The following is a 12,734-nucleotide window of genomic DNA, read 5'->3' on the forward strand; positions in this document are numbered from 1 at the left end:
TGCCCTATGCGTCTGGGATTCCTAAGTCGCATCCGTGATCGATCCCACATCCCCCAACCGGTTCAACGAGGAAGCCGCCACTTATACCGTCCGCGGCAGCGATACGCCCGACCTGGATGCCGGCGTCGCGGCGATCCGCAACGTCGTGCAGACATTGCCGGTCCGCCCCGGCGTCTACCGGATGCAGGATACGAAGGGCGAAGTGCTGTACGTCGGCAAGGCGCGCGCGCTGAAGAACCGCGTCGCCAACTACACCCAGGTCGCGCGGCTGACGAAGCGGCTCCAGCGCATGGTGTCGCAGACGCGGTCGATGACCATCGTCACGACCAACAACGAGGCGGAGGCGCTGCTGCTCGAAGCGCAGCTGATTAAGCGCTATCGCCCGCCGTACAACGTGCTGCTGCGCGACGACAAAAGCTTCCCCTTCATCTTGCTGCGCGCCGATCACGATTTTCCGCGCATCCAGAAGCATCGCGGCGCGCGCCGGGCGAAGGGCAATTACTATGGTCCGTTCGCCAGTGCAGGCAGCGTCAACAACACGCTGAACGCGCTGCAGAAGCTGTTCCTGCTGCGCTCCTGCACCGACGGTTTCTTCAAGACCCGTGACCGGCCGTGCCTGCTCTATCAGATCAAGCGCTGCTCGGCGCCGTGCGTCGGGCGGATCGACAAGGATGGCTATGCCGATCTGGTCGAGGATTCGAAGAAATTCCTCGCCGGCAAGGCGACCGACGTCCAGGCGAAGCTCGGCAAGCAGATGGAGGCCGCGGCGGCGGCGATGGACTTCGAGCTTGCCGCGATCCTGCGCGATCGGCTGCGCGCGCTGACCTTCATTCAGGGGACGCAGTTCATCAACGCCGAAGGGGTGGGCGACGCCGACATCTTCGCGCTGGCCAGCCATGAAGGCGTGATGGGCATCCAGGCCTTCTTCATCCGCGGCGGCCAGAACTGGGGCCACCGCAGCTTCTTCCCTGCGCACACCGGCGAGGTCGCGGAAGACGAGGTGCTGACCCAGTTCCTCGCCCAATTCTACGAAGACGTGCCGCCCGCGCGGGCCATCCTGCTCGACCGCGAACTGCCCGAGGCCGAGCTGCTCGCCCAGGCTTTGGGCGACGCGGCGGGCTACAAGGTCGGAATCGCGGTGCCGCAGCGGGGCACCCGGAAGCGGCTGATGGAACAGGCGTGCCGCAACGCGAAGGAGGCGCTCGAACGCCGCCTCGCCGAAAGCACGACCCAGGCGCGGCTCAACCGCGAGCTTGCCGAGCTATTCGAACTGGCCGAGCCGCCCGACCGCATCGAGGTCTACGACAACAGCCACATCCAGGGCACCAACGCGCTGGGCGCGATGGTCGTCGCCGGGCCCGAGGGGTTCCGCAAGGGCCAGTATCGCAAGTTCAACATCAAGCAGGCCCGCACCGACGACGACTATGCGATGATGCGCGAAGTCCTGACCCGCCGCTTCGCCCGCGCGCTGGAAGAGTCGCCCGACCGTGATTCCGGCGAATGGCCCGACCTGGTCCTGCTCGACGGCGGGCGCGGGCAGCTGAACGCGGCGAAGGCGGTGCTGGAGGATCTGGGGATCGAGGATGTGGTGCTGGTCGGCGTGGCGAAGGGGCCGCACCATGGCCGCGAGGGGCGCGAGGTGTTCCACATGATGGACGGCCGCGAACTGACGCTGCCGGTCAATTCGCCGCTGCTGTTCTACCTCCAGCGCCTGCGCGACGAGGTCCACCGCTTCGCGATCGGCGCCCACCGGGCGAAGCGCGCGAAGGCAATCGGCGCGAGCCCGCTCGACGAGGTGCCGGGCATCGGCCCGGCGCGGAAGAAGGCGTTGCTGATGCACTTCGGCACGGGCCGGGCGGTGCGCAACGCGTCGCTGGCGGACTTGCAGAAGGCGCCGGGCGTGAGCGCGGCGGTGGCGCAGCAGGTGTACGACTATTACCACACGCGCTGACGCGCGGGGTGTTTGTTGGGCAAGATTCGCGAGCGTCTCTCAACCCCGTTCGTGTCGCCCAACCTCCCTTCAGACCGCCTAAACCCCCGTTCGTGCTGAGCTTGTCGAAACACCGTTCTTCGAGCCGCAAGGTCGTAGCGGGCGTATCGCAGTACGGCCCTTCGACAGGCTCAGGGCGAACGGGGAGGGGGCACCATTCAGTGCTCCCGCGCAGGCGGGAGCCCAGGGTGATGGAGGACATCACTCGTCACCCTGGGCTCCCGCCTGCGCGGGAGCACGTTTCGTTTGCAGCGTGAGCCAGCGTATCAGCAACTCACCTCGCTCGCCCTGAGCGAAGTCGAAGGGCAGCGCGCCGCCAGGTGCGTCGACGTCGCTGAGCGCAACGGTTGAACAAAGCCGATCGAAACCGGCCCAAAAGCGACGAACCGCCTGCGATGGCAGGGCGATATTTCCATTTCGTTCATCGCCGATCCGGTACCGCGAAGGTGCCATGGCGACCCGCGTTTTCCTCACCATCGATACGGCAATGGCGTGGCGCCACCACGCTGCCGGGCTGTCGGGTGCGGAGGTCGCGCGGCGTTCGTTCGATCCGGCCGGCGTCGGGATCGGCTATCAGCTGGAGATGTTCGCCCGGTATGGCTTGAAGGCGAGCTTCTTCGTCGATCCCATGTCGGCGCTCGTCCATGGCATCGCCCATGTTGCGCGCGTGGTCGACGAGATCCTGATCGCGGGGCAGGAGGTGCAGCTTCACCTCAACCCCGGCTGGAGCGGTGCCGACATCGACGACCGCAGCCGGCATGACCGCTTCGAGCTGAGCGACTATTCCGCCGCCGAGCAGCGTGCGCTGATCGAACAGGCGAGCGATCTGCTGACGACCGCCGGCGCACCGACCCCGATCGCCTTTCGCGCCGGCAACTACGCCGCCAACGACGACACGCTCGCAGCCCTTGCCGCGCTCCGGTTTGCCTATGACAGCAGCCACAACGGCGCACGCCATTCCGAAGCGAGCGCGATCCCGCTACCGCCCCGCCAGATAGCGCCACTGGCACGCGGCGGCCTGACCGAAGTCCCGGTAACGCTGATCGAAGACCATGCCGGCATGATGCGCGATTTTCACCTCGGCGCCGTGTCGGTGGCGGAGATGCGCGCCGCGCTGGACCACGCCGCGCGCGAAAACCACGCGGCGGTAACGATCGCCATTCCCGGCGCCGACCTCGCCAATTGCGCAGGCACGGCGGCAAACGGCCTCCATGTCCGCCGGTTCGAGGCGCTGTGCGTCCTGCTCGCCGAATGGGCCGGGCAGATGCCCACCACCCATTTCGCCGACCGCCCGCCGCTGCGCCTCGATGCCGCCGACACGCCGCTCGGCCCCGATCCGCGGCGCACCCGCTGGCGACAGGCCGAGCAGCTCTGGTCGACGTTGGTGTCAGGGCGCGCGGCATAGGCTGGAAGCGCCCTCTCCCCGTGGGAGAGGGAGGGAGCGGCGCAGCCGCGGAAGGGTGAGGGCAGTGCGTTAAGAGAGCGCCATCGGCCTCATCCAACTCCGACCAGGCAGCACGCTGCCAAGTCTTCGTATCCTTCTCCCTCCGGAGAAGGTTAGAAAGGCCTATGCACCTGCGCACCCCCGCGATCGTCCTGGCCGTCCGCGCGCATGGGGAACATGGCGCGATCGTGCGGGCGCTGACCCCGGATGACGGCGTGCGGCCCGGTTACGTCCGCGGCGGGCACGGGCGGACGTTGCGGCCGGTGCTGCAACCCGCCAACACGATCCTCGGCGAATGGCGCGCGCGGACTGAGGATGCGTTGCCCAGCCTGACCGTCGAGCTGATCGCCAGTCGCGCGGCGCTCTATGCCGAGCCGCTTGCCGCCGCCGCGCTCGACTGGGCGACCGCACTGACCGCTGCCGCGTTGCCCGAGGCGCAGCCATACCCCCAGGTCCACGCCGCACTCGCCGCCGTTATCGACGCGGTGGAGGCGGCGCCTGGCGCGCGGGGCTGGGCGGTGGCACTGGTCCGCTACGAGCTGCTGTTGCTGGCCGAGCTCGGCTTCGGGCTCGACCTGTCCGAATGCGTCGCGACCGGCGCGACCGGGGATCTCGCCTATGTCAGCCCCAAGAGCGGCGGCGCGGTCAGCCGGGCGGCGGCGGTCGGGTACGAGGCGCGCCTGCTGCGCTGCCCGCCGTTCCTGCGCGAGGGCGGGGCGGCGGAGTGGGACGCTATCCTCGACGGGTTGGCGCTGACCGGCCATTTCCTCGAGCGGGATCTGTTGCATGGCCGCGCCGCCGACCCTTTGTCGGCACGCAACCGTCTCGTAGAGAGAATGAAACGCGCCCTCTCTTGACAGGCGGGCGCTCGGAAGAGAGGGCATGCCCGCCTTAACGGGGGTTTTTACCAATGCCGCTGATCGCCCTGCTGCCCGGAGACGGGATCGGACCCGAAGTCGTTGCCGAAGCGCGGCGTGTGCTGGAGGCGCTCGACCTCGACCTGACGTTCGAGAGCGCGCCGGTCGGCGGTGCCGCCTATGAAGCGCTCGGCCATCCGCTGCCGCCCTCGACGCTCGACCTCGCGCAGCGTGCCGATGCCGTGCTGTTCGGCGCGGTCGGCGATGCGCGTTACGACAGCCTGGAGCGGGCCTTCCGCCCCGAACAGGCAATCCTTGGACTGCGCAAGGCGCTCGGCCTGTTCGCCAATCTGCGCCCGGCCAAGCTGTTCGCGGGGCTGGAGGACGCCTCCGCGCTCAAGCCCGAAGTCGCCGGCGCGATCGACCTGGTCATCATCCGCGAGCTGAACGGCGACGTCTATTTCGGCGAGAAGGGCCAGCGCAAGACCGCGGACGGTCGCCGCGAGGGCTATGACATCATGTCCTATGACGAGGACCAGGTCCGCCGCATCGCGCATGTCGGCTTCCAGACCGCGCGCGGCCGCACCGGCAAGCTGTGTTCGGTCGACAAGGCGAATGTGCTGGAAACCTCGCAGCTATGGCGCGACGTGGTGATCGAGGTGTCGGCCGAATATTCCGACGTCCAGCTGACGCACATGTACGTCGACAATGCCGCGATGCAGCTGGTGCGCAATCCCGGCCAGTTCGACACGATCGTCACCGGCAATCTGTTCGGCGACATCCTGTCCGACCAGGCGAGCATGTGCGCGGGCTCGATCGGCATGCTGCCGTCGGCTTCGCTGAACGGGACAGGCAAGGGCATGTACGAGCCGATCCACGGTTCCGCGCCCGATATCGCGGGGCAGGGCAAGGCCAACCCCTGCGCCACCATCCTGTCGGCGGCGATGCTGTTGCGCCATTCGCTGAACGCGGCGGCGGCGGCCGACCGGGTCGAGGCAGCGGTGACCGCTGCGCTCGTCGCCGGTTCCCGAACGCCCGACCTTGGCGGCGCATTGTCGACCTCGGCGATGGGCGATGCGGTAGTGGCAAAGCTGTGAGCGACCTGCTCGACATCGCCGTCGTCGTGCCCGTGTTCAACGAGCGCGACAATGTCGCCACCCTTATCGCAAAGCTCGACCAGGCGCTTGCCGGTTACGTCTGGGAAGCGATCTTCGTCGACGACGATTCTCCCGACGGTACCGCGGACGTCGCGCGCGAACTCGGCCGGATCGACCGGCGGGTGCGGGTGATCCAGCGCATTGGCCGTCGCGGCCTGTCGTCGGCCTGTATCGAGGGGATGTGCGCGACCGCAGCGCCTGTCGTCGCGGTGATCGACGGCGACCTCCAGCATGACGAAACCGTGCTGCCAAAGATGCTGGCGGCGTTTGCGGAGGACCCGACGCTCGATGTCGTCGTCGGATCGCGCTTCGTTGCGGGCGGCGGACTGGGCGATTGGGACAGTGACCGCGTGGCCAAATCGGCGTTCGCGACCAAGCTGTCCCGCCGCGTGCTCGCGCAGGATCTCAGCGACCCGATGTCGGGGTTCTTTGCGATCCGTGCCGATCGACTGCGCGCCATCGTGCCCAAGCTGTCGGGGATCGGCTTCAAGATCCTGCTCGACATCATGACAGCAAGCCCCGAACCATTGCGCTTCCGCGAACTTCCGTACGTCTTCCGTTTGCGCGAGGCGGGGGAGAGCAAGCTCGATCACGTCGTCGCGATGGAATATCTGATCGCGCTCTACGACCGGATGTTCGGCAAGGTCGTGCCGGTCCGCTTCGCGATGTTCTCCGCGATCGGCGCGCTGGGGGCGGCGGTGCATCTCGGTACCGTATGGCTGGCGTTTCAGGCGGTCGGGCTGGGCTTCATCACCGCAACCGTGCTGGCCACGCTCGTCGCGATGACGTTCAATTTCTTCCTGAACAACGCACTCACCTATCGCGACCGTCGTCTGACGGGGGCGAAGGCATTGCTCAGCGGCTGGGTCAGCTTCTGCCTCGTCTGCTCGGTCGGGGGTGCGGCGAACGTCGGCGTCGCGTCGTTCCTTCACGAGATGCGCGACGGCGGCTGGGCGGCCTCCTCGCTCGCCGGCATCCTAGTCGCCGCGGTGTGGAATTTCGCGCTCAGCTCGCGGTTCACCTGGGGGCGGTACAAGTAAGTCCTGCTCTCAAGTCCGTCATTCCCGCAAAGGCGGGAATCAATTCTGGCTGACTTCAGTGAGTCTCACGAAAGTCAGCCAGAATGTATCCCCGCCTCCGCGGGGATGACGAAATAGAGGTTGGGACCAAATCGCTCCCCAATCCCGTTCGCCCTGAGCCTGCCGAAGGGCTGCCCTTCTTCGTGCCACAGGCGATGCGGCACGAAGGCAGGACAGGGCTTCGACAGACTCAGCCCGAACGGGTGAGGCGCGATCCCGTCAGAACCGGAACCGCACCCCGCCGTAGAAGCGGCGGCCGTAGGTCTCCAGCAGCGTCCGGCGATACACGCTGTTCGCATTCTCCGCGCGCGTCGCGTCGGTCAGGTTCACGCCCTCGGCGAAGATCGAGACCTTGGGCGTTAGGTTGATGCTGGCGGATGCGTCGAGCTGGCCGAACGCTTCCCCGAACTCCGGATTATTGCCGCGGCCCAGCGCCGTGATCAGGTAATTAGAGCGCCAGTTGTACGACCCGCGCAGGCTGAACAGGCTGTCCTCATAATAGGCCGACAGGTTGTAGCTGTGCCGCGACAGGCCCGGAAAGGGCAGTGCCCCGCCGGTGAAGAAGTCGCGACCGGCATAGCCCGTGTCCTTCGAATAGGTGTAGTTGGCGATCACACCCATGTGGTTGAGCACGGGTACGTTCAGGAAGTCGAACGCCACCTGCGCGCCGACTTCGGCACCGTTGATCGTCACCCGCTGCGCGCCGTTGACCGGCAGGGTGATGGCATAGGTCACGCCGTCGACCACTTCGGCCTGGGTCCGGTTTTCGATGAACGAGCTGATCTCCTTGCGGAAATAGGTCGCCGACAGGAAGCTGGTGCGGTTGATGTAATATTCGAACCCGGCGTCGTACTGGCGCGCACGGAACGGCTGCAATTCCGGGTTGCCGCGCGAGCCGGTCAGGCCGACGACGTCGATCGAGAAGCGCGGCGCGAGCTGCTGCGGGGTCGGACGCGCGATGACTTCGGTCGCGGAACCGCGGAACAGCAGCTTTTCGGGGATCAGGTCGGCGCGGACGTTCAGCGACGGCAGGAACTCGGTCCCTTCGCCACGGAACTGCACCGGCAGGGTGCGCCCGGTCTGCGTGCGATAGCCGTCGGCGATCGTCCGCGTGTTGACGACGCGTGCGCCGACCGTACCGCGAACCTTCACGCCCAGGTCGAATTCGAACGACCCCTGCGCATAGCCGGCGATGTTGCGCTCGCTGACCTTCCAGGTGTTGAGCAACGTCGGCGTGCCGAACGGGTTGGGCAGGCCGATCGAGTCGACGAAGGCATAGCCCGGCTGCAACCAGCCGCGGATACCGCCGTCATAGCCCAGGTCCCCGGTCTTGAAGAACGGCGTATCGTCCAGCGTCATCAACCCGGCGACCTGCTGGACGCGGCCGAGCAGTGACGGGGTGGTAAAGCCGTCGATCGTCGTCGTCGCGTTGAATTCGCGGCTGTCGGCAGTGCCCTGGCGGATCTGGTATCCGGCCTTGAGCGAAGTCAGCCACGGGGCGGCGCCGCGATATTCGATGTCGCCCTTGGTCGCCGCTTCGGTCTGGACGTTGATGACGGGGCGGTACTGCGCCGTCACGCTGTTGATGCCGGCGGTCGTCGTCGGGTCCATCGGCAGCGTGATGTTCGGCGCCTGCTGGCCGTTCGAATAGTCGACGATGACGCGGCCGATGCCGATCGCGTCGGCGGTGGCGTTGATGTAGTTGTTGTTGATCTTCGCCCGGGTGTAGGACGTCATCGTGTTCAGCTTCCAGTCGCCGACTTCATAGTCGACGCCGCCGGCCGCGTTCCACTGGGTGCGATCGATCTGACCCAGGATGTTGCGGTGCGAGACCTGGAGCCGGCTGCTGCGCGCGACCGCGGGATTGTCGACGAATTCGACATGGCTGACCGTATCGTCCGGGCCGATCCGGGTGTTGGCGCGGTCCAGCGTCGAACCGGCGGTAGTGATCTGCAGATACTGCGAATTCACCTCCTGGTCGCCACGCGCGTAATTGCCCTGCACATAGGCGCGCAGCCCGTCCTCCGGCCGCCATTCGACGACGCCGTTGAAGGCATAGCGCTTCGTGTCGAGCCGGTTGACGATGTAGCGCGGGATGTCGGGGAAAAAGTCGCCGCGGCCGTTGTTGTCGAGATCGATCGCCTGCAATCCGGCCAGCGCGGGGTTGCCGTCGATCTGGCGCCAGCCGGTGGTGCGCGCCTCATGGCTTTCGACGCGGCGGCGCTCGTAGGTGCCCGACAGCAGCACGCCCAGCGTGTCGTTGAAGAACTTCTTGCTGCCGATCAGCGCGAACTTCGGGTCGAAGGTCTTCGAGATATCGGTGTAGATGCCCTGCGCGGAGCCTGCGAGGAAGCTGTTGTCCTTGCTGTCGAACGGCCGGCGCGTGATGACGCGCACGGTGCCGCCCAGACCGCCTTCGGTCATGTCCGGCGTGACCGACTTCACGACTTCCAGCCGGTTGACGAATTCGACCGGCAGGTCGCGGAAGTCGACGTCGCGCTGGCCGGCGGTGGTCGACAGTGCGGTGATGCCGTTCACTTCGACGCGGTTCAGATTGGCGTCGGCGCCGCGGATGGTGATGCCCGAGCCTTCGCCGTTGGTGCGGGTCAGCTGGACGCCGGTCACGCGCTGCAACGCCTCACCGATGTTCTTGTCGGGGAAGCGGCCGATGTCCTCGGCGGAGATGGCGTCGAGCAACTGCGCGGCGTCGCGCTTGGCGCTCAGGGCGTTGGCCAGCGAGTTGCGGATGCCGGTGACGATGATCTCGTTCGTAGGCGTGTCGTCGCTCGCTTCGGCCGGGCTTGGGTTGGTCACCGGCGTCTGCGCGGGCGGAACGGGCTGCTGCACGGGGGCCGGCAACTGGCCCGGCGCAGGTTGGGTCTGGGCCGCCGCGACGCCGATGGTCAGCATCATCGACAGGGCCACGCTCGACACGGTGGTCCGTGCCACGACAGCTACGCTCGCCTTCATTTCAACATCCTCTCAGGCCACGCGGAACTTCCCCGGTTCCGCGGACACAACACGTTACCCCTCTATCGATCGCGATAGGGGATAACGGCCGCGGCGTCCAGAAAATATCGTATTGTGAATGCAAATCCCAAATAGCGGGATTACTAGGATTGGCGATATTTAGGCCAGACCGAGCCGAAAATGGTGGTTTTGCGTGACCCGGAGCGCAGCGTACTCAAGGTACGTTAGCACCGGAAGCGCGCGAAACCGCCATTTGCAGGCCGGTATGGGCTGAATATCGCCGATCCTAGCGCCAGCTGTCGAACCACATCCACCGATTGAACGCCTGCGCGTTCGGCAGGGCCGCCGCCGAGATGATCGGGTAGAAATAGAGGAACAGCGCGGTCGCCAGTACAGCGAACCAGAACAGGCATAGCCGCGCGCCGGCCAGGTGGAACGCCGCCGCAAGTGCGATGCAGGCGAAGATGCTGCTCGGATAATAATAGTAATAGAAGCCCAGGCTCTTGGGGATCACCGCCCAGATGCCGAGACTCCCCGCCCAGAGCATCGCGACGCCGGCCGCCGCACGGCTGCCGGTCCGCAGCCAGTGGACGCCCAGCCACACGATCGCGATCAGCGCGCCCCACATGATCGCCGGATTGCCGAGGTAGAGGATGCCGCGCACCGCCCCGTCGACCGGCTCGTACAGATACCATATCGGCCGCGCGTCGAACGGCCAGCCGATCCAGCTCGACTGATAGGGATGGGGGCTGAGAACCTGCGTCTGTTGCAGATACATGTCGCGATGGAACGGGATCAGCCGTGCCAGCGTCAGCGGATTGTCGCGGTAGAGGAACGCCGGCCAGAAGGTGGCGAAATAGGCGATCACGCTCGCAAACCCCAGCAGCGCCAGCGCCGTGATCCGCCCCAGTCCGGGCCACGCCTCCGGCTGCTTCTCGCGCACAACCAGAAAGGCGATCCCGGCAAAGGCGACATAGGGCGCCGCGGTCCATTTGACGCCGGTCGCCAGGCCCAGCAGCACCGCGCCCAGCAGCCACCGCCGCACGACCTGTCCACGCGGCGCCCGCATCGCCCACAGCAGCGCCGCGATGCCCAATGTCAGCAGCGCGCCCAGGAACGGCTCCAGCATCGCGATCCGGGCGTGGACGAACACCGTCATGCTGACCGCGGCGAACAGCGCGCCATAGCTCGCGGTCGCGACCGATCCGAACAACAGCAACAGGATCGCGAAGACGCCGAGCACCGTCGCCGTGCCCGCGATCGTCGACATCGCCCGCCAGCCGAGCGGCGTGTCGCCGAACACCGCGATGCCGCCCGCGATCAGCGTCTTGCCCAGCAACGGATGCTCGGTGTTGGCCGGCCGCGCCTCTGCGGCCAGCACCCGCGCGGCGGGGACATAATGGACCTCGTCGAACACCAGCTTCGACGGCCGCGTGACGCCGACGGAGAACAGCAGTTGCGCCGCGATTCCGATCAGCAGTGCGGCAAGGGCGGGGCGGGCTAGGGACAGGCGCATACGCACAAGGTTGCGCGCGGGCCTCGTGTCCGGCAAGGGCGATTTCATGAAGCGGCGAACCGGACAAGACCCCTCGATCACCCGCAACTGGCGCCCGGCGACGCAGGCCGTGCGCGGTGGCACGGTGCGCAGCGAATTCGGCGAGACGAGCGAGGCCCTCTTCCTCACCTCGGGCTATGCGTACGACTGTGCGGGCGACGCGGCGGCGCGCTTCGCCGGCGAACAGGCGGGCATGACCTATTCGCGGTTGCAGAACCCGACGGTCGAGATGCTCGAACATCGCATCGCGCTGCTGGAGGGGGCGGAGGCGTGCCGCACGATGGCGAGCGGCATGGCGGCGATGACCGCCGCGCTGCTCAGCCAGCTGTCGGCGGGCGACCATCTGGTCGGCGGGCGCGCCGCCTTCGGCTCGTGCCGCTGGCTGACCGACACGCTACTGCCGAAATTCGGGATCGAAACGACGATCGTCGATGCGCGTGACGCACAGGCGTTCGTCGACGCGAGCAAGCCGAATACGAAGGTCTGGTTCTTCGAAACCCCGGCCAACCCGACGATGGACGTGGTCGACCTGCGCACCGTCTGCGGCTTGGCGCGCGACCGCGGTATCACCACGGTCGTCGACAATGCCTTCGCGACGCCCGCGCTCCAGCGGCCGATGGACTATGGCGCCGACGTCACTGCCTATTCCGCGACCAAGATGATGGACGGCCAGGGCCGCGTGCTCGCCGGCGCGGTGTGCGGGACCGAGGAGTTCATCACCAACACGCTGCTGCCCTTCACCCGCAACACCGGCCCGACGCTCAGCGCGTTCAACGCCTGGGTGGTGCTGAAGGGGCTCGAAACCCTCGACCTGCGGATCCGCCGCCAGAGCGAGTCGGCGCTGAAGGTCGCGCGCTTCCTCGAAACCCGCGTGCCGCAGGTGCTCTTCCCCGGCCTGCCGAGCCACCCGCAGCATGATCTCGCCATGTCGCAGATGGCGATGGCCGGATGCATCTTCGCCATTAGACTCGATGGCGGCCGGATCCAGGCGCATGCCCTGCTCGACGCGCTGAACCTCATCGATATCTCGAACAACATCGGCGATTCGCGCTCGCTGATGACTCATCCGTCCTCGACCACCCATTCGGGCGTCGCCGAGGACAAGCGCATCGAGATGGGCGTGACCGAGGGTATGTTGCGCCTGAACGTCGGACTGGAAGACCCAGACGATCTGATCGAAGATCTCGACCAGGCGTTGAAGGTCGCCGGGTTGTAATGGAGAAAGCGGCATGATGGACGCCCTGTTCCCGCATGCCGCCGATACCGATGGCGTGGGCGTCCGCGTCTCCGTCAGCTATCTCGCCGACCAGTCCGAACCGGGCCGAGGGCGTTGGTTCTGGGCGTACCATATCCGCATCGAGAATGGCTCCGATCGCACGGTACAACTGCTTACCCGCCACTGGATCATCACCGACGGCCGCGGCGCGCGCCATTCGGTGGAGGGGGAGGGCGTCGTCGGCGAACAGCCGGTGATCGCCCCCGGCGCGAGCTACGACTATGTCTCGGGCTGTCCGCTCTCGACCCCGACCGGCGCGATGCAGGGCAGCTATCGCATGGTCGACGAAACCGGCCGCGCCTTTGACGTTGCGATCCCCAAGTTCGCGCTGATGGCGCCGGCGGTGGGGGCGTGATTATGAGCGTATCACCCTCACCCTTCCGGCGCTGCGCGCCTCCCTCCCTCT

Annotated in this window: 10 protein-coding genes; 7 read left to right on the forward strand and 3 right to left on the reverse strand. The window is 66.8% G+C overall.

Annotated elements, in window-relative coordinates:
* The first annotated feature begins 34 nt into the window (after positions 1-34).
* On the forward strand, positions 35-1,951 hold the full coding sequence (gene uvrC, locus ACFSC3_RS03030) for an excinuclease ABC subunit UvrC (RefSeq protein WP_380938625.1): 1,917 nt from the start codon (positions 35-37) through the stop codon (positions 1,949-1,951).
* Between the two features lie 240 nt (positions 1,952-2,191).
* Here the strand turns inward: uvrC and ACFSC3_RS03035 are convergent, their stop codons facing one another.
* Positions 2,192-2,443, reverse strand: coding sequence for a hypothetical protein (locus tag ACFSC3_RS03035; protein WP_380938627.1), 252 nt, complete (start codon positions 2,441-2,443; stop codon positions 2,192-2,194).
* Between ACFSC3_RS03035 and ACFSC3_RS03040 the strand changes: the two genes are divergently transcribed.
* The 4 genes from ACFSC3_RS03040 to ACFSC3_RS03055 all read left to right on the forward strand — a co-directional run bounded on the left by ACFSC3_RS03040 (position 2,442) and on the right by ACFSC3_RS03055 (position 6,488).
* The gene (locus ACFSC3_RS03040; protein WP_380938629.1) at positions 2,442-3,395 is read left to right on the forward strand and encodes a polysaccharide deacetylase family protein; all 954 of its coding nucleotides are present in this window, start codon (positions 2,442-2,444) and stop codon (positions 3,393-3,395) included. The genes ACFSC3_RS03035 and ACFSC3_RS03040 overlap by 2 nt on opposite strands.
* Positions 3,396-3,559: 164 nt before the next feature.
* The gene (gene recO, locus ACFSC3_RS03045) at positions 3,560-4,291 is read left to right on the forward strand and encodes a DNA repair protein RecO (RefSeq protein WP_380938631.1); all 732 of its coding nucleotides are present in this window, start codon (positions 3,560-3,562) and stop codon (positions 4,289-4,291) included.
* Between the two features lie 53 nt (positions 4,292-4,344).
* Positions 4,345-5,388, forward strand: a complete 1,044-nt coding sequence (leuB, locus tag ACFSC3_RS03050; RefSeq protein ID WP_380938633.1) for a 3-isopropylmalate dehydrogenase — start codon at positions 4,345-4,347, stop codon at positions 5,386-5,388.
* Positions 5,385-6,488, forward strand: a complete 1,104-nt coding sequence (locus ACFSC3_RS03055; protein WP_380938635.1) for a glycosyltransferase — start codon at positions 5,385-5,387, stop codon at positions 6,486-6,488. The genes leuB and ACFSC3_RS03055 overlap by 4 nt, the downstream gene beginning before the upstream one ends.
* A 258-nt stretch (positions 6,489-6,746) precedes the next feature.
* Here ACFSC3_RS03055 and ACFSC3_RS03060 read toward each other — a convergent pair whose 3' ends face one another.
* Positions 6,747-9,476 (reverse strand): TonB-dependent receptor, encoded by a 2,730-nt coding sequence (locus ACFSC3_RS03060; protein WP_380938637.1) that lies wholly within the window; start codon positions 9,474-9,476, stop codon positions 6,747-6,749.
* A 307-nt stretch (positions 9,477-9,783) separates the two neighbouring features.
* Positions 9,784-11,013, reverse strand: a complete 1,230-nt coding sequence (locus tag ACFSC3_RS03065) for a glycosyltransferase family 39 protein (protein WP_380938639.1) — start codon at positions 11,011-11,013, stop codon at positions 9,784-9,786.
* Positions 11,014-11,059: 46 nt separating this feature from the next.
* Here ACFSC3_RS03065 and ACFSC3_RS03070 point away from each other — a divergent pair, with 46 nt between their 5' ends.
* Together ACFSC3_RS03070 and apaG are read left to right on the forward strand one after the other, a co-directional pair.
* Entirely contained in the window at positions 11,060-12,268 is a 1,209-nt protein-coding gene (locus ACFSC3_RS03070) for a trans-sulfuration enzyme family protein (protein WP_380938641.1), read from the forward strand.
* A gap of 16 nt (positions 12,269-12,284) precedes the next feature.
* Positions 12,285-12,683: a Co2+/Mg2+ efflux protein ApaG gene (gene apaG / locus ACFSC3_RS03075; RefSeq protein WP_380939655.1), complete on the forward strand. Its 399-nt coding sequence runs from the start codon at positions 12,285-12,287 to the stop codon at positions 12,681-12,683.
* Positions 12,684-12,734: the final 51 nt, after the last annotated feature.

The organism is Sphingomonas floccifaciens (assembly GCF_042681125.1).
Classification (GTDB): Bacteria; Pseudomonadota; Alphaproteobacteria; order Sphingomonadales; family Sphingomonadaceae; genus Sphingomonas; species Sphingomonas floccifaciens.

What these genes read in the sequence shown, in the direction of transcription:
- ACFSC3_RS03040 (WP_380938629.1), top strand. Translation starts at nt 2,442, where the DNA reads ATGGCGACCCGCGTTTTCCTCACCATCGATACGGCAATGGCGTGGCGC.
- ACFSC3_RS03035 (WP_380938627.1), bottom strand. Translation starts at nt 2,443, where the DNA reads ATGGCACCTTCGCGGTACCGGATCGGCGATGAACGAAATGGAAATATC.
- recO (WP_380938631.1), top strand. Translation starts at nt 3,560, where the DNA reads ATGCACCTGCGCACCCCCGCGATCGTCCTGGCCGTCCGCGCGCATGGG.
- leuB (WP_380938633.1), top strand. Translation starts at nt 4,345, where the DNA reads ATGCCGCTGATCGCCCTGCTGCCCGGAGACGGGATCGGACCCGAAGTC.
- ACFSC3_RS03065 (WP_380938639.1), bottom strand. Translation starts at nt 11,013, where the DNA reads ATGCGCCTGTCCCTAGCCCGCCCCGCCCTTGCCGCACTGCTGATCGGA.
- ACFSC3_RS03070 (WP_380938641.1), top strand. Translation starts at nt 11,060, where the DNA reads ATGAAGCGGCGAACCGGACAAGACCCCTCGATCACCCGCAACTGGCGC.
- apaG (WP_380939655.1), top strand. Translation starts at nt 12,285, where the DNA reads ATGGACGCCCTGTTCCCGCATGCCGCCGATACCGATGGCGTGGGCGTC.